The 17,220-nt window shown below is 61.9% G+C and carries 8 protein-coding genes; 3 read left to right on the forward strand and 5 right to left on the reverse strand.

Features of this window, described 5'->3' with window-relative positions; all coding sequences use genetic code 11:
* The first annotated feature begins 65 nt into the window (after window positions 1-65).
* Both THIVI_RS23035 and THIVI_RS18330 read left to right on the forward strand, forming a co-directional pair.
* The gene (locus THIVI_RS23035; protein ID WP_014780020.1) at window positions 66-8,366 is read left to right on the forward strand and encodes an ExeM/NucH family extracellular endonuclease; all 8,301 of its coding nucleotides are present in this window, start codon (window positions 66-68) and stop codon (window positions 8,364-8,366) included.
* Window positions 8,367-8,592: 226 nt separating this feature from the next.
* The gene (locus THIVI_RS18330) at window positions 8,593-9,195 is read left to right on the forward strand and encodes a PEP-CTERM sorting domain-containing protein (RefSeq protein WP_014780021.1); all 603 of its coding nucleotides are present in this window, start codon (window positions 8,593-8,595) and stop codon (window positions 9,193-9,195) included.
* A 190-nt stretch (window positions 9,196-9,385) separates the two neighbouring features.
* On the opposite strand, the gene THIVI_RS18335 is transcribed toward THIVI_RS18330, so the two are convergent.
* Window positions 9,386-9,940: a hypothetical protein gene (locus THIVI_RS18335; RefSeq protein ID WP_014780022.1), complete on the reverse strand. Its 555-nt coding sequence runs from the start codon at window positions 9,938-9,940 to the stop codon at window positions 9,386-9,388.
* On the reverse strand, window positions 9,922-10,842 hold the full coding sequence (gene murI / locus THIVI_RS18340) for a glutamate racemase (protein ID WP_014780023.1): 921 nt from the start codon (window positions 10,840-10,842) through the stop codon (window positions 9,922-9,924). The genes THIVI_RS18335 and murI overlap by 19 nt, the downstream gene beginning before the upstream one ends.
* Before the next feature lie 270 nt (window positions 10,843-11,112).
* Here murI and THIVI_RS18345 point away from each other — a divergent pair, with 270 nt between their 5' ends.
* Window positions 11,113-12,603, forward strand: coding sequence for a hypothetical protein (locus THIVI_RS18345; RefSeq protein WP_014780024.1), 1,491 nt, complete (start codon window positions 11,113-11,115; stop codon window positions 12,601-12,603).
* A gap of 312 nt (window positions 12,604-12,915) precedes the next feature.
* On the opposite strand, the gene msrA is transcribed toward THIVI_RS18345, so the two are convergent.
* From msrA to argS, 3 genes are all read right to left on the reverse strand, one after another.
* Window positions 12,916-14,145 carry a peptide-methionine (S)-S-oxide reductase MsrA gene (gene msrA, locus THIVI_RS18350; RefSeq protein WP_245537308.1) on the reverse strand — a complete coding sequence of 410 codons (1,230 nt, stop codon included), beginning with the start codon at window positions 14,143-14,145 and terminating at the stop codon, window positions 12,916-12,918.
* A gap of 444 nt (window positions 14,146-14,589) precedes the next feature.
* A complete protein-coding gene (locus THIVI_RS18355) occupies window positions 14,590-15,222 on the reverse strand; it encodes an SPOR domain-containing protein (protein WP_014780027.1) in 633 nt (210 codons plus the stop codon).
* A gap of 1 nt (window position 15,223) precedes the next feature.
* Window positions 15,224-17,008 carry an arginine--tRNA ligase gene (gene argS, locus THIVI_RS18360; RefSeq protein ID WP_014780028.1) on the reverse strand — a complete coding sequence of 595 codons (1,785 nt, stop codon included), beginning with the start codon at window positions 17,006-17,008 and terminating at the stop codon, window positions 15,224-15,226.
* Window positions 17,009-17,220: the final 212 nt, after the last annotated feature.

Below are 17,220 nucleotides of genomic sequence, written 5' to 3' on the forward strand. Positions count from 1 at the left end.
CGTTCGTTTATATGCGTAAGGCTGAATCTAAATTCTTTTGCAAATAATCAAGTGGGGGTTTCGACGTGGCTAGAGTCTTTATCAACGAGTTTCATTATGACAACTTAAGCACCGATGCAGGAGAATTTATCGAAATTGCTGGTCCTGCCGGAACGGATCTGACGGGTTGGTCCATTGTTCTTTACAATGGGAATGGTGGAGCGTTCTACGATACCGAAGGCCTATCTGGAACCATTCCCGACCAAGGCAATGGCTTTGGCACGGTGATTGTCAATTACCCCGTTGATGGAATTCAGAACGGGGCTCCCGATGGCATTGCCTTGGTGGATCACAACGGTGCCGTGGTGCAGTTCCTCAGTTACGAAGGAACCTTCACCGCCGTTGGCGGGGCTGCTGACGGTCTTCTCAGCACGAATGTCGGGGTTGTTGAGCCCAATACCACGCCAGTCGGAAATTCCTTGCAACTGACGGGGACGGGCTCCCTTTACGAGGATTTCACCTGGAGCGGGCCGACTGCCAATACAAGCGGTGATGTCAACGTGGGGCAAACGTTTGTCGCTCCCGCGGATAATTCGGTGGACTTGTCAACCTACGTTCGCATTGGCCGCTACGATCTGCCCGAGCCGACCCGCACCGCCGCGCCGAATGGCAGTCAACTGGCGCTGGAAGTCTCGGCGGTGACCTACAACCCCACCACGGACACGCTCTTCGTCGTCGGCGACGAGGGAACCTCGATCATTCAGGTCACCAAGACCGGGCAATTGATCGACTCGATGACCCTGGAATCCGGCGCCTTTGAGGATACCGAAGGGTTGACCTACTTGGGCGCGGGGAAGTTTGCGCTGGTGGAGGAACGTCTCCGCCAGGTCAACCTCTTCACCTACACCCCAGACACCACATTGACCCGCGCCGATGTCCAAACCGTCAAACTGGGTACCACGATCGGCAACATTGGCCTGGAGGGGATGTCCTACGATCCCCTGACGGATGGGTATGTGCTGGTCAAGGAAACCGGGCCGCAGGGGATCTTCCAGACGGGCATCGATTTTACCGCGGGCACGGCAACCAACGGTTCCGCCAGTACGGAGAATGCCACCAATCTCTTCGATCCGGCGCTCGCAGGCCTCACGGATTTTGCGGACGTTTACGCCCTCTCCAATCTTCAGCCTACGGACGCCAATCTGCTGCTGCTGGGCCAGGAAGATGGCCGGATCGTCAATATCGATCGCGGCACGGGCACGATTTCCAATTCTCTGCAAATCGCCGCCGACCCCGAGAATCCGTTAGCGGTTTCCGGTCAGGGCTTTGAAGGTCTGACCATGGACAGCGACGGCCTGCTCTATGTCACCAGCGAGCAGGGCGGCGGCGATGGCGATCATCCGCAGCTCTGGGTTTACGCACCAGCTTCATACACCTATGAGAATGCCGCTCCGGTTGCCGTCAGCCTGAGCAACGCGCTCAGCAGTTTGGCTGAAAATAGCGATACCACTGCCGCCGTCAAGGTTGGCGATATCATCGTCAGCGATGATGCTTTGGGCACCAATACACTCAGTCTGACGGGGACCGATGCCGCCGCCTTCGAAATCGTGGGCACTGAATTGTTCCTCAAAGCCGGGACGACCCTCGACTTCGGGATCAAGCCCAGCCTTCAAGTCACCGTCAACGTCGATGACGCGAGCCTGGGGGGCATCTCGGATGCCGCTGCCGCCTTTACCTTGCCGATCACGGATACCTCGGACAACGCCTCTTCCCTGATGATCTCCGAGGTGGCGCCCTGGTCCAGCGGCAACAGTTCCCTGGGTGCGGACTGGTTCGAGGTGACCAATACGGGGACCAGTGCCGTCGATATCAGCGGCTGGCGCTTCGACGATGATTCCAGCGTCGCGGCCAACGGGTCGGATCTCGGTGGCGTGACCAGCATTGGGTCGGGGCAATCGGTCGTTTTCGTGGATGGTGACGCAAATACGGTCACGGCCTTTGTGAATACCTGGTTTGGGGGCATCCTGCCCAGCGGCGTGACCATCGGCACCTACGATGGGCCGGGGCTGGGCACTGGCGGCGACGCGGTGAACCTGTTTGACGCGACGGGCACGTTGGTCACGGGCGTTTCCTTTGGCGCCTCTCCATCGGCCTCGCCCTTTGCGACCTTCGACAACGCGACGGGCCAGCCGACGGTCTCGACCCTGAGCGAGGCCGGCGTCAACGGGGCCTTTAGCGTGATTGATCAGGCCGCGATCCTGATCGGTTCTCCAGGGGCCATTTCCGGCGCGCCGGTTTCCGCGACGCTGGTCGCGATCACCGCCACCGATGCTGCCGCCGCCGAAGAAGTCCAAAATCCTGGAGCCTTCGCGGTGCTGCGCACGGGGGACACCACGGCCCCGCTGGAAGTGACCTACAGCATCGGCGGCGATGCGGAAGCGGCCGACTATACCCCCAGCCTGCCGACCACGGTCACGATTCCCGCCGGTGCATCCGAGGCTATCATCGTCGTGACTCCGGTGGACGATGACCTCGCCGAGACGAACGAATCCCTCACCCTGACCCTGGTGGACAGCGCGGCTTACGATGTCGTAGCCAATGCCGCCAGCGCCACGGTGACGATCGCCGACAACGATACGGCGGCGGCCGACTTCAACCTGCAAATTTCCGAAATGTGGCCCGGTAACGCCGAGGGTTCCGACCTGACCGCGGATTGGTTTGAAATCACCAACACCGGCACCGAAGCCTGGGTCTCTGGCGTCGCCCCTAATCTGTACTACGACGATGGTTCCCAAGATCCGACCACGGCTGACTTGATCAACGGTATCAGTCAAATTGCTCCTGGAAACTCCGTCATCGTGGTCGTCGGCAATGCCGCCGATGCCCAAACCTTTGCCACGGTGTGGGGTTCGGTCATTGACCTGGCCGGCATCGACATCGGCTACACCGATGGGGCTGGCCTAGGTGCTGGTGGCGATGGCGTCAGCCTGTTCGTGGGCCTGCCCGCACCAACCGACACCCCCGCTGACTTTGAGGAATATCCCAACACCACTGGCTCGGAGGGTCGGTCCTATGACGTGGATCTGGCAGCCTTCAGCGTGGCCGGCCAGAACGGTGCCGTCGCGACCGCGCCGAACGATGCCAACGAGTCCGCCGTCGGTTCCCCCGGCATTGCTGATAATGAGGGTGGCGACGGTAACCTTGGGGTATTCACCCTGGAATTGCTCCATGCGGCTGACCAGGAAGCAGGCGCGGCTGCCGTTCAGGATGCCCCCAACTTCTCGGCTGTTCTGAATGCTCTGCGGGCTCAGGACTTGGGTAACGATGGCGAGCCTGACAATACACTGACACTCTCCTCCGGCGATGCCTTTATCCCGGGCCTGTTCTACGGTGCCTCTAAAGCCGTGTTTGGCTCTGCCGGTATCGCGGACATCCAGATCCAAAACGAGCTTGGTTTCCAGGCGATCGCCTTCGGTAACCATGAGTTCGACTTTGGGACTTCTACACTGGCTAAATTGATTGACGGTTCCGCCCCTGGCGGTTTCTCCAAGCTGAGTGGTTCGGCACTCGAAGGGTTGGATTTTGCGGGTACTGCCTTCCCCTATCTATCTACGAACCTCGACTTTTCCGCCGACGCCAACCTTGCGCCGCTGGAGGTTGCCGGTGGCCAGGCTCCCCAGGCAAACGCCGTGACTTCTTCCACGGTCATCGATGTCAATGGCGAGAACGTTGGGGTCGTCGGTGCGACCACGCCGGCCCTTGGGACGATCTCGAGTCCGGGCGACGTCACGAGTTCGCCGGAATGGGTCAACACCACCCCGACCGACGCCGAACTCGACGCGCTGGCCGCGGGCATCCAGCTTGAGGTCGACGCGCTGCTGGCGGCCAATCCAGGGATGAACAAGGTCATCCTGCTGGCCCACATGCAGAAGCTCGACGTCGAGCTTGCGCTGGCGGAGCGGCTCACGGACGTCGATATCATCGTCGCCGGCGGCTCCAACACCCGCCTGTTTGACGACAATGACGCCATCCGTCCGGGCGACAGTGACCAAGGTCAGTATCCGCAGTTCGTGACTAACGCTGGCGGCACGACCACCGCCGTGGTGAACACCGACGGCAGCTACAAGTATGTCGGCAGGCTGGTAATCGACTTCGACGCCGACGGCCACATCATCGCCGACAGCTACGACGAGACGGTCTCCGGCGCCTACGCCACCGACGACACGGGCGTGGCGGCACTGGATGCCGAGGGGCTGATCGACCCCGAGATCCAGGCCATCGCCGACGCGATCCAGGCGCAGATCATCGCGACCGAAAGTAACGTGTTCGGCGTGTCCGACGTGTTCCTGAACGGCAACCGGACCGGGACCGACACGGCGGATGACCCCGACGGCGTGCGCAGCCAGGAGACCAATCTCGGCGACCTGACCGCGGATGCCAACCTCGCTGCGGCACAGTCGGTCGACCCGACGGTGGTGATCTCGATCAAGAACGGCGGCGGCATCCGCGCATCGATCGGCCAGACCGTCGTGCCGCCGGGCGGCGGCGACTATGCGCGCATTCCCAACGAGGAGATCGTCGATGGCGACGGCAATGTCGTGAAGCCCGCGGGCGGGATCAGCCAGAACGATATCCAAACCTCGCTGGCCTTCAACAATGGTTTGACCTTGTTGACCTTGACCAAGGCGGAATTGGTCGCGATTCTTGAACATGGGGTCGGTGACATCGGGGGCGGACGTTTCCCGCAGGTCTCTGGCGTTAAGTTCTCCTACGATCCCGATTTGGTTGTCGGTGATCGCATCGTTAGCGCCGGAATCTTCGATGAGAACGACAGCCTCATCGCTGAACTGGTGCGCGACGGTGAAATCGTCGGCGATGCGACCGAGACCTTTCGGATCGTTACCCTCAATTTCCTGGCGGGTGGCGGCGATGGTTATCCTTTCCCGACCGGGCCCGAAGCCAATCGGGTTGACCTGACCGACCTTGATGACAATGACGAGCCGGATAGGAATTTCACGGGTGACGCCACCTTCGTTGACAATGGAAGCGAGCAGGACGCCCTCGCCGAATACCTGCTCGATCGCTTCAACACCCCGGAGAGCGTGTTCGACCAGGAAGACACCGGACGTGATCTCGACGAACGCATCCAAAACCTGGATTTCCGCGACGATACGGTTCTGCCCGAGATCAAGGTCTTCATCAGCGAGTTCCACTACGACAACGACGGAACTGATGAAGGCGAATTCGTCGAAGTCACCGCCGACGCGGGGGCTGATCTCACGGGTTACAGCATCGTCCTCTACAACGGCAATGGCGGGGCTTCTTACGCCACCTATGCGCTTAGCGGCAGCGTAACCGACCAAGCCAGCGGTCAAGGCACAATGGTGGTTAGCACCTCCGGTTTGCAGAACGGCTCCCCCGATGGCATGGCCCTGGTGGACGCCGATGGCAACGTCGTTGAATTCCTCAGCTACGAAGGGATGTTCACTGCTAACGGTGGTCCCGCCGCCGGCATGACCAGCACGGATGTTGGGGTTTTAGAGCTTTCTGATACCCCCGTGGGACAATCCCTACAGCTCATCAATGGGGTGTGGACGGATCCCGCCGCCGCGAGTAAAGGCCAGGTGAACACCGCCACGGGCAGCGACTTTGACCTGCAAATCACCGAAATCTGGCCTGGTCAGGACGGGGCGGATGTCACCGCGGACTGGTTCGAGATCACGAATGTTGGCGCCGCGGCCTGGGTGTCCGCCGACGATCCCGATCTCTACTACGATGACGACTCCGCCGATCCCACCGTGGCCGATCCGATTCGGGGCATTAGTGCCATTGCCCCCGGCGAGTCCGCCATCGTGGTCATCGGCGACAGTGTCGATGTCGCGACCTTCATCGACGTTTGGGGCGATGTCATCTCCCTGGATGGCGTCGCGGTCGGCTATACCGATGGCGCTGGGCTGGGCAATGGCGGCGATGCCGTCACCCTGTTTGTCGGCGGCCCCACCGTTGAGACGATCGCGGATTCCGAAGCCTACGCCGACTCCGACGTCTTTGACGGTCAATCCTTCGATGTCACGGCCAATGCTTACAGCGTCGCGGGAGAAAACGGATCGGTCGCGACCCTGGAACTGGGCGGCGGCGATGGCGATGTTCCAGCGGTCGGTTCTCCCGGCAATGGCGCTCCCATCATCCCGGTGGAACTGACCCGGATCGGCAGTGTGCAGGGCAGCGGTACGGCAAGCCCGTTCGCTGGTCAGACCCTTACCGTCGAAGCCATCGTGGTGGGCGACTTCCAGAATGGCGATGTGGATGCCGGACGGAATTTGGGCGGGTTCTATCTGCAGGAAGAGGATCCGGATGCAGACGGCAACCCCCTCACTTCGGAAGGATTGTTTGTCTTTGAAGGGAATACCTTTCTGACCGATGTGAGCGTGGGCGACCGCGTTCAGGTGACGGGTATCGTCACGGAGTACTTCGGGGAGACCCAACTGCAAGCCAGCGGCGTCACCCTGATCGGCTCCGGCAATCCATTACCCACGGCCGCCGCAATTGATCTGCCCAGCGCTGCAGTCTCCACCGCTCAGGGCGGTGACTTCCAGCCGGATCTGGAGGCCTACGAGGGCATGTTGGTCAGTTTCTCCGAGACGCTGACCATCACGGAAATGTTCCAGCTCGACCGCTTCAACGAGATCAAACTGAGCGCCGAGGGTCGTCTGGAGCAGTTCACCCAAAGCAATGCCCCCGATGCGGCTGGATACCAGCAGCACCTGCAAGACATCGGTGCCCGCACCATCGTCTATGACGATGGCCTCAATGTTCAGAATGCGCTCATCGGCAATCTGGATGGATTTGGCCCCACCTTCGACACCGCCACCGACATTCGCATCGGCGACACCCTTGCAAACCTGACCGGGGTGCTGGATTACAAGTGGGCGGGCAATTCCGCTAGCGGGTCCACCTGGCGGGTACGCGCGACCCAGGATGATGAAAATACCTTCGACGAAGGCAACGCGCGTCCGGCCGATCATGAACCGGTCGGCGGTTCGCTGAAAGCGGTCAGTCTCAATGTCCTGAATTACTTCGCCACCATCAATGAAGGTGGAAACCAAACGGCCAATGCTCTAGCCCCGCGCGGTGCCAATTCCTCGGATGAATTCGCACGCCAAACCGAGAAGCTGGTGACCGCGATCCTCACCATGGACGCGGACATCTATGGACTGGTCGAACTGGAAAACGACTTTCTGGCCGGTTCCACTGGCAATGCCATCGACTACCTGGTTGGCGAATTGAACGCGATTGTCGGCGATGGGGTTTATGACTGGGTCGATCCAGGCACTCAATTCGTTGGCAGTGACGCCATCGCCGTCGGATTCATCTATAACACCGAAAGGGTGCAGCCGGTTGGTGCTGCCGCGATTCTGGACGATCCGTCTTTCCTCGATCCAATGGACAGCGGTATGCCGCGCAACCGTGCCTCCCTGGCCCAGACCTTCGAGGACACCGCAAGCGGCGAGACCTTCACCGCAGTCGTGAATCATCTGAAATCCAAAGGCGATTCCGGTCTCACCGGCGACCCGCAAACCAATCCGGACCTGGATCAAGGCGATGGACAAGGCTACTGGAACGCCACCCGCACCGAGGCGGCGGAGGCCTTGGCCGACTGGCTGGCCACCGATCCCACCGACAGCGGCGATCGCGATTTCCTCTTGCTTGGCGACTTCAATGCCTATGCCATGGAAGACCCCATCGTCGTCTTGCGGGACCGTGGATTTACCGATCTCGCCCAACATTTCGTCGGCCCCGACGCCTATTCCTACGTCTTCGACGGCCAGATCGGCACCCTCGATTACGCCTTTGCCAGCGAGACCCTGTTCTCGCAAGTGACCGACGCCACCGAGTGGCACATCAATGCCGACGAAGCCGATGCCCTGGACTACAACCTGGACTTCGGACGCGACTTTGACATCTTCGACGGGACATTGCCCTACCGCACCTCCGACCATGACCCGGTCATCGTGGGTCTGGACCTGAGCAGCCAGACTCCTGTCATCACGATCAGCGGCACCTCGGCACGCGATAAGTTGGTGGGCACTGACGCGGCCGAGTTGTTCGATGGCAACGGCGGCTCGGATGTCATCCTGACCGGCGGGGGCCATGACATCGTGGACCTGTCGAATTACTACCAAAATGGACTGCGCGAAGCCATTTTGCTGGCGGACTTCGATCCGACCCAGGACCAACTGGACGGGATCTCCTCCGGCAACATCACCCGCGCGCTATCGTTCGGCGATCGCACGCTGGCGTACCTCGACAATGGCGACATGCTGCAATTCATTGGAGTGAGCGATTTCGCCGACGTCGAGTTTACTTCTAACGGAGTTCCCGGCTAACCCGGCAAGAAATCGTTGTGTGTCATGGGTCATACCCGTGCGCGGCGACCCGTGACACACAAGCCTCAACGACCTGAAACCCCAGTCACGGTTCAACAACTGACACGATCTCCTCCAGAGCCTTTCTCCCTCGCGGGGGAAAGGGTTGGGAGAGGAAAAAGGGTCTGTTTTGTATCGGTTATTTTTTGTCATCCCACAGCTTTTCGCATTGATCAGGAGCTATGTCATGAAGAACCAAGCCTTGTTTGGTTTATGTCTGCTCGGTATTGCCATGGTTAACCCGGCGCATGCCGTTTTGCTTTCCGACGTTACCGTCGATATCGATACCTATGTGGAAGCCTCTTCCGCAATGATCGATTACGATTCATCTTCCGAGCAAATTGGAAGCCTTTTCGCACCCATTGACAGTATGAACAATGTCTCTCGAGGGATTGGGAGCGAGATTTGGTTGTTCGCACGCGTCGACATTTCTGGACATGCAATCCTTGACTCGTCTCCAGACATCTCTGTCTATGATGTTAACTTTGACCAGATGCTCGGCGGCAATCTGCTCGATACGGCGTTCGATGCCAGTGATTCATTTGCGCTGTTGTTCCAAACGACCGGCGGATCGGCCGCCTCTGAATTCGGCGGGTATTTTGTCGCGACATTTACGAGCAGCTTGAGAAATACCTACGCATCTCCGTCAGATATCGTCTTTCCTGAAATGGGATCGCTCCGCATCAACGCCGCGGCCCTCAACAACGTCTCCGAGCCGGCGACCCTGTCCCTACTTGCGATTGCCTTGCTTGGCGGTCCCCTGATCCGGCGACGCAAGCGGAGTCTCTGACCCTCCATTCCATCGGATTCACCTCATGTGTAGTTAGGACGAAGCCCGGGCAGCTTGCCGGGCTTCATCCGCCAGAGTAGGAGCGGTCAGGTCGAACCGCGGTGCGCTGTCGGACTTGCTCCAGCCGACGATTCGCTTCATCGAACAGATCGGTACAGCCCTCCTCGGAGCGTGATTTTCCGGAAATCGCCTAAAGCCCGCTCTCGATCCGCGCGGCCCGTGAGGCGCTCAGCGCGTTTGCCACGTAGCTCAGCGAGATCCCCAATTCGCGCGTCCAGGAGAGTTCGATGTGCCATGTCGGAGATGGCATCCACTGATGTACCGCGCGGCCCTCGCCGCGCCGGATCGCGGCGAGGCGTGCCGCCGGGGTCGATGCATACTCGGGGAATTGGCTCCGGTCCTCGCCCGGACCATATTTCTCGCGCAAGAGCCGGTAGGTGTCATCGAAACGCAGTTGGGTCGAGACCCCGTAGGCACGCACGACTTTATAGATGCGCCGGGAGAAGGCGAGTACGTACAACTGGTTTTCTCCATCCGGAAAGATCAGGGCAAGACTGTCCGCCGCCGCCTGAGAGACCGCCGGGGCCGGCACGGATTGCAGCAGCGGATCAACCTCGCCCCCCAGACAGTACCGCCCGAAGACCTGCTTGAGACAGGGATCCTCCGCTAGAGCGATCCTGGCGCAAACCATCGATCCGATCGTCAGCGCAACCGCGGCGATCCTGCCTACCAGTGATCCACCCATGACACACGGCCTCGTTTGGAGAGATCGGAGGAGGATAACCGATCATCCTGGTCGGAGTGCGGAGAGTGCGCGGATTCAGAACCGGGCGCGCGTCGTTCAAGACCGGCGTCCGCGCTGAGGCGTTCCAGCACCGCATCCGGGCGCCACAGCCGGGCGATCAACCCCTGGGTCGCGGCCGGATCGCCGCTGGTCCAGAAACGTTCGCGGCCAACGCTGTCCGACGGCGCCAGCAACCCGGACTCGGCCAGACGCCGTCGAACCTGACGGGCAACCGCCGCCCCCGAGTCCAGCACCGCCACGTTCGGACCGGCCAGTTCCTCGATCAAGGGGGTCAAATGCGGATAGTGGGTGCAACCCAACACCAGGGTATCGGCGCCGCGCGCCAGCAGGGGCGCGAGAAACCCCGCCAGGAGCGCGCGGGTTGGCGCGCCGTCCAGGTCGCCGGATTCGATCCGTTCGACCAGACCGGGACAGGGTTGCGGCAGGATGAGGGCATTCCGGTCAAGCCGCTCTAGCAGAAGCGCGAAGGTTTGGCTGGCGAGCGTCTGACGGGTGGCGAGCACGCCCACCACGCCGGATCGTGTCCGCGCCACCGCCGGCTTGACCGCCGGTTCCATGGCCACGATCGGCACCGGATAGCGGCTGCGCAGCAGGCGGGCCGCGGCTCCGGTCGCGGTGTTGCAGGCCACCACAACCGTTTTGACGCCTTGGGCGAGCAGGAATTCGGTGACGGCCGCCGCGCGCGACTCGATGGCCGCCAGCGGTTTGTCGCCATAGGGCGCATGGCCGCAATCCGCCACGTAAAACAGATCCTCATGGGGCAACTCGCGGCGGATCTCGCGCAGCACCGAGAGCCCCCCGACGCCGGAATCGAAAACGCCGATGGGTTGATGGCGGGACATGGACATCCTTTGCGAACGGCGATCCGGCGGGAACGCCCGGCGATGAACAGGGGTTGTATGAGGAAACGGGGCGAGCGACCGGTCAGCGGGCGCGGAAGCGCCGCGCGACGACCGGCGGAAGTGTAAAAGCCAGGGCCGGGAATGACAACGATGCGCGACCGTTCCGCGGGCCGTGGCTTCGCAACCGCGCGCATGGCTGGATTCGACCTCGGACATGGCCTAGCCTAGGCGGTCTGTCACAGACATTCCAGCCAAGAAGGAAACCCACTCATGCGCAAACTCTTGGGCGCGCTCGCGCTCCTCGCCACCGGCATTGTCCAGGCCGCGATCCCCGCCACGCCCGTGATGACGGTCTACGAATTCAATGGTCCCCTGGAGGTGCCCTATTTCAACGCCAGCGATCTGTCCCGCGCGGGAACCCTGACCCAGGGCACCTCGCTGATCCCCTGTCTGCCGATCCGCGATGGCAAGCCATTGACGGATCAAAGCGGAACGCCCTATGTCGGCTTCGAGATCGTGGTGGATCCGCGCAAGGCGTCCCGCTCGTCGACCGAGGACTTCAAGCGCGCGGTCGCCGCGCGCAAGGCACTCAAGGTCAAGAACCACCATTGTCCGGCGAGCGTCCGGTCCGTCATCGGCATCCGCGATCTCTACGCACTGGAGAAGGCGCCGTCCTTCGATCCGCCCCGCGCGGGTGGCGGACGCGCGGAGTCGGGCGTCAGCGAACTCGATCGCATCGTGCGCGCCTTCCATGCCTCCAGCGACTGCGAGGGGGCGAATGTCAAACTGACGGGTCGGCGTCCCGCCCTGAAACGCGCCTGGGATGACTTCATCCGCGACCATGCGGACTTGGGCTCGCCGACCACGCTCGCCCGCGCCAAGCATCTGGATTATGTCATGCGCACGGCGATCTACGAGGGCCACCTGGGGCGCGGCTGCAATGCCTATGGCGCCTGCGAGCGTAACATCATCGCACTCTCCATCCGTAACCGCGCCGTCGGGCAATGCCAAAAGAATCAGGGTTGCTCCTTTCCGGGCGATTTTCAGGGTGCCGCTTCGTCGGTCTCGCAGTACAACATCTGGGACGAATATCTGACCCAGATCTCGGGTCTGACCTCCTGTTTCCTGCGCCCGGATCTGGCCAGCGACGAACGCTACGCCAAGCTCCAGGCGATGTACGCCCAGAGTCTGCCCGATGTCGAGCGGATTCTGTTTGGCGACGATGCCGATTTGCGCACAGTGTTCCCCGAGAACTCGCTGGCCGACCTCACCTCGATGCGCCACTACTATCACGCGCCGGCCATGGGCAAGTGTTTCCCGAACCATGACCGGGTGGAATACATGAGCGGCGCGGTGGCCCGCAAGGGCGACGATTTCGCGTTGATCGCTAATACCCGCATCCAGGTCGGCGCCAAGTCCGGCGATGGCTACGCCTTCGAGGAGTTCCGCTTCGAGGAGACGCCGGAGCGGGATCTCGTGCGAATCGAGGATAACTATCCCGGCTTTCTGGTCGACGCCCGCAAGGTCTCGCTGCGCGCGCCGGGTTTCTGTCCCGCCTACGGCATCCCCAGCGGCTGCCGCTCGGGGACGGTCGGGCGTTATCGCAAGACCCCGAACTGGCTGAACGACGGCAAGCCGTTGGGCATCACCTGCCGGCTCTCCGATCGGGGCGAATCCTGCCAGGGCGGCGGCGCGACGAAAACCGTAGAAGTGGGCGGGGTCTGCGACAAGGAAATGCGGCCGGTTGCCGGGGTGCGCTGAGTCATCGGATCGCTCCATGATCTCGGGCGGTTTTAGTTGTCAGTTGTCGGTTTAGGCGATTTCCGGAAAAGCTCATACCCACTTTCGTGGTGACATTGCATCCGTTCGTGGTGAGCTGGTCGAACCATGAACGGATGCAATGTCGACCTCGGAGCGCGATTTCCGCCCGTCCTTCGACAAGCTCAGGACGAACGGAAATCGGTAAAGTCATTCCCGTAAATCACCTTAACCGTTTAATCCTTTTGGGAACGAGGGCGTCCAGTCCTCGCTCCGGGTGTGGCCGGTCGCGTGCCGATCAAATCGGGAATGTATTCATTCGGCATCTGGCACAAAGCTCAACACGTTGCCGTTGATGCAATAGCGCTTGCCCGAGGGCGGCGGGCCATCGTCGAACCGATGTCCCAGATGGATGCCGGAACTCGCGCTACGCACTTCCATCCGGCGCATGCCGTGCGAGTTGTCCTCGTGCAGGGTGATCGCGCCCTCGACGGGGTTGAAGAAGCTGGGCCAGCCGGTGCCGCTGTTGAACTTGGCATCGCTGCGAAACAGTGGCGCGCCGGTGATCGGATCCACGAAGACGCCAGGTCGCTTCTCGTCAAGATGGGAGCCGGTGAACGCCGGTTCGGTGCCCTCCTCGAACGCGATCCGCTGTTGCTTCGGGGTCAGGATCCGAAAACCTAGCCACTTCCAGAAGCGATCCTTGTCGCCCTGGTAGCCGGTGTAGCGGGAGACCTCCCGGCCCTGCTCGAACAGCACGACGGTCGGTGTGGCGAACAGACTTTTCTCCAGCGTCCAATCCGTGGGCGGTCGCGGGTTGAGGGTGGTGGCAATGGGAAGATCGGATGTCCAGTGATCCAGCACCTCGGCACGGAAGCGCTTGCAGAAGGGGCAATCCTCCGCCTCGAACACGATCAACTGTCGCGCGAAATTGAGTCGATCCGCCGTCAGCGGGGGCGGTACCGTCTTGGTCATCCCGCCAGGAAAGGCCACGCCCGTGCCGCCCAAACCGCAATAGCCGTTCGGGTTCTTCTTCAGGTAATCCTGGTGATCGTCCTCGGCGCGATTGTAATGACGCAGCGGCGCGATCTCGGTGGTGATCTGGCCATGGCCGGCCGCGCTCAACGCTTGTTGGTACGCCTCTCGGGTGGCGATCGCCACCGCCTGCTGCGCGTCGTCGCTGGTGTAGATCGCGCTGCGATAATTGCTGCCCCGGTCGTTGCCCTGGCGATCGCCCTGCGTAGGGTCATGGTTCTCCCAGAATTTCTTCAGGACGGTTTCGAGACTCACCCGATCAGGATCAAAGCGAACCCGAATCACCTCGGCATGGTTGCGCAGATCGGTCTTGCCACGCCGACGCGCGGCCTCCAGATCCAGCACCTCGCGATAGCTCACGGTCTCGACATCGCCGCCGGCATAGCCCGATTCGACATCGATCACGCCGGGGATCTCGGACATCCGCTTCTCCGCGCCCCAGAAGCAGCCCATGCCGAGCACGATGGACTCGACGTCGGCCAAGGCGTGCATGGGCATCGCGATCAGCATGCCCCCCAGTAAAATTCTCCCGATCGAAACCATCTTTGGCTCCAGTTTTCGCATTGAGGTTCACAGCTATGACCGGAGCAGGCGCGGAAATGTTTCATGCCGATCAGGAGTGGGAAATCCGGGCCTCGGCGCGTGAAGCCGTTCATGGTTCGATCCTTCGACAGGCTCAGGATTCACCACGAACGGCTTTAGGATCACCGTGAGCAGCTTTAGGCGAGGCGCGAACACCCGGAGGATTTCCCGTTCGTCCTGAGGCTCTCGAAGGATGAACGGGAAATCCGGGCCTCGGCGCATGAAGCCGTTCATGGTTCGAGGGCCTCGCCACGAACGGCTTCAGGGATACCACGAACGGCTTCAGGGAACACACGAGCTGCTTCAGAAACGCCACTGCTCATACAGTGACGTTCAAACTGAGCATTGCTGGAAAGCGGTTCGGTCTCTCCATCATTTGATGGGAATCGTCATGCCTTCCTTACCGTTGCGCTGGAGCTTGGCGCGGACCTGCTCCGCGGACTGCTTGCTGGGATAAGAGCCGGTTCGCACGCGATAGGCGGTCCTCCCGCTCGCGAGGGTCGCGGTTTGGATGCTACTGGAAATCCCGAGCAGGGCCAGCTCGGCCTTGCGGCGTTCGGCATCGGCCGCGCTGGTGAAGGAGCCCGCCTGCACCACAAAGGTTCCGCTACGCGGCGCGGTCACAGGTTCGGCTGGCGGCGGGGGTGCCGCCTGTTTGGGGGACGCCGGCGTGGGCGTCACTGGCGGCGGCGGTTGCGCGACCGGCGGTTGCGGACGAGGCGCCGGGGGTGGAGGCGGCGGGGCCTTGTCGCCGACCTCGACCGTCGCCTCATTGAGGAGCTGCGGAAAGTGGAAGGTCGGTTGTACGGGCGCGGCTTTCGACTCGAGGTTGGGAGTCGGCGATGCCGCGGGTTGCGGAGTCGTCACGTCCCGCCGCGTCGACATGAAATTGCCGGCGATCACGCCCAGCGCGATGCCCAGCAGGAACCACCAGACACAGGAGCGGCTCTGCTTGCGTTTCGCCAGCGGTTGCGCGGGTGCGCCGCGTCGCGTTGCCTTGACCATCTTACATATTCTCCGGTGCCGAAACGCCGAGCAAACCAAGACCGTTGCGCAACACCTGCCGCGCGGCCAGGATCAACTTGATGCGCGCGTCGCGCAGGACGGCGTCCTCCACCAGAAACTGATGGGCGTTGTAGTAGGTGTGAAAATCGTTGGCCAACTCGCGCAGATACTGGGTGAGCTGATGCGGCTCGGCCTTGAGCGCGGCCGTCTCGACCACCTCGGGATAGCGGGTCAGGCTGCGCAGCAGCGCCTGCTCGTGATCCTCGACGAGACGCTCCAGGTTGGTCGTGCCTGGGCTTGGGTCGACCACCATGCCCTTCTCGGCGGCCTGACGCAGCACGCTACAGACGCGGGCATGGGCGTACTGCACATAGTAGACCGGGTTATCCGAGGACTCGGACTTGGCCAGATCCAGGTCGAAATCCAGGTGCTGCTCGCAGCGGCGCATGACATAGAAAAAGCGCGCGGCGTCGCGTCCGACTTCCTGGCGCAACGCGCGCAGGGTGACGAACTCGCCGGAGCGGGTGGACATTTGCGCCTTCTCGCCGCCGCGATAGAGAATCGCGAACTGCACCAGCAGCACGTCGAGCCGGTCGGCGTCGTCGCCGAGCGCCTGGATCGCCGCCTTGACGCGCGGAATATAGCCGTGATGGTCCGCGCCCCAGATGTCGATGACGCGATCGAAACCGCGTTCGAGCTTGTCCATGTGATAGGCGATGTCGGAGGCGAAATAGGTGCTCTGGCCGTTCTCGCGCACCACCACGCGGTCCTTCTCGTCGCCGAAGGCGGTCGAGCGGAACCAGAGCGCGCCGTTGCGTTCGTCGAGATAACCGCCCGCACGCAGGCGCTCGATGGCCCGGTTGACCGCGCCGCTCTCGGTCAGCGAGCGCTCCGAATACCACTCCTGATAGTCGACGCCGAACCCGGACAGATCGTCGCGAATATCGTCGAGGATGGTGTTCAGCCCCAACTCGAAGACATAGCGATAACGGTTGTCGCCCAACAGACGCTTGGCGGCGACGATCAGACCGTCGATATGCGCCTCTTTGTCGCCGCCATTTTGCTCCGGCGGTTCGCCCTCCCGCGGGATGTCCGGCGGCAGACCGGCGAACACCTGTGCGGCATCCACCCGATAGGCATCGCCATGCTCGCGGTGCAGGGTCGCGGCGATGTCCCAGACATAGTCGCCCTTGTAACCGTTGCTCGGAAAACGCAGATCCTCGCCGCAGAGTTCCAGATAGCGCAGCCAGACCGAGGCGCAGAGGATATCCATCTGACGCCCGGCGTCGTTGACGTAATACTCGCGATGGACGTTGAAGCCGACCGCCGCCAGCAGATCCGCGACCACCGCGCCATAGGCGGCGCCACGTCCGTGTCCGACATGCAGCGGGCCGGTCGGGTTGGCCGAGACGAATTCGACCTGCACCCGTTGACCGGCGCCGAGCTGGCTCCGGCCAAAGTCGTGACCGGCCGCCAGGATGCGGGGAATCTCCGCCCGATAGGCGGCGTCGGCCAAAAAGAAGTTGATGAAGCCCGGCCCGGCGATCTCCACCCGCGTGACCAGCGGCGAGGGCGGCAGCGCCTCCACCAGCCGTTGCGCCAGATCGCGCGGCTTGGCGCGAGCGAGCTTGGCGAGCACCATCGCGACGTTGGTGGCGAAATCGCCGTGAGCAGTGTCGCGGGTACGCTCCAGCATCGGCTCGGGCAGTTCCGGGGCGTCGAGCTGGCCGTTGGACACGAGGGCCGTCAGTGCGGCGCGGATGAGATCTTTGATGTCTTGCTTCATTCGGATTGACAACTCGGCAGAGTCGCGCGGTCAAGGGCGCCGACAGAATCCGTGCTGGATTCGGGGGTACCGCTCGCCGCCGACATCGGCCGCAAAGGATGATTCAACAGTAACTCATCAAGGCCGGATGGCCTTGATCCGTTGCGTAAGGATACCTGAATCCGCGCGTTTACACCGCGCAGGCTCCGAAGGTTCGGCAATTCTCAGCTTGC

Source organism: Thiocystis violascens DSM 198, from assembly GCF_000227745.2.
GTDB lineage: Bacteria > Pseudomonadota > Gammaproteobacteria > Chromatiales > Chromatiaceae > Chromatium > Chromatium violascens.

Bases quoted from the DNA above. Each gene is read 5' to 3' on its own strand.
- THIVI_RS18330 (WP_014780021.1), top strand. From the start codon at position 8,593: ATGAAGAACCAAGCCTTGTTTGGTTTATGTCTGCTCGGTATTGCCATG.
- THIVI_RS18335 (WP_014780022.1), bottom strand. From the start codon at position 9,940: ATGGGTGGATCACTGGTAGGCAGGATCGCCGCGGTTGCGCTGACGATC.
- murI (WP_014780023.1), bottom strand. From the start codon at position 10,842: ATGTCCCGCCATCAACCCATCGGCGTTTTCGATTCCGGCGTCGGGGGG.
- THIVI_RS18345 (WP_014780024.1), top strand. From the start codon at position 11,113: ATGCGCAAACTCTTGGGCGCGCTCGCGCTCCTCGCCACCGGCATTGTC.
- msrA (WP_245537308.1), bottom strand. From the start codon at position 14,145: ATGCTGATCGCGATGCCCATGCACGCCTTGGCCGACGTCGAGTCCATC.
- THIVI_RS18355 (WP_014780027.1), bottom strand. From the start codon at position 15,222: ATGGTCAAGGCAACGCGACGCGGCGCACCCGCGCAACCGCTGGCGAAA.
- argS (WP_014780028.1), bottom strand. From the start codon at position 17,008: ATGAAGCAAGACATCAAAGATCTCATCCGCGCCGCACTGACGGCCCTC.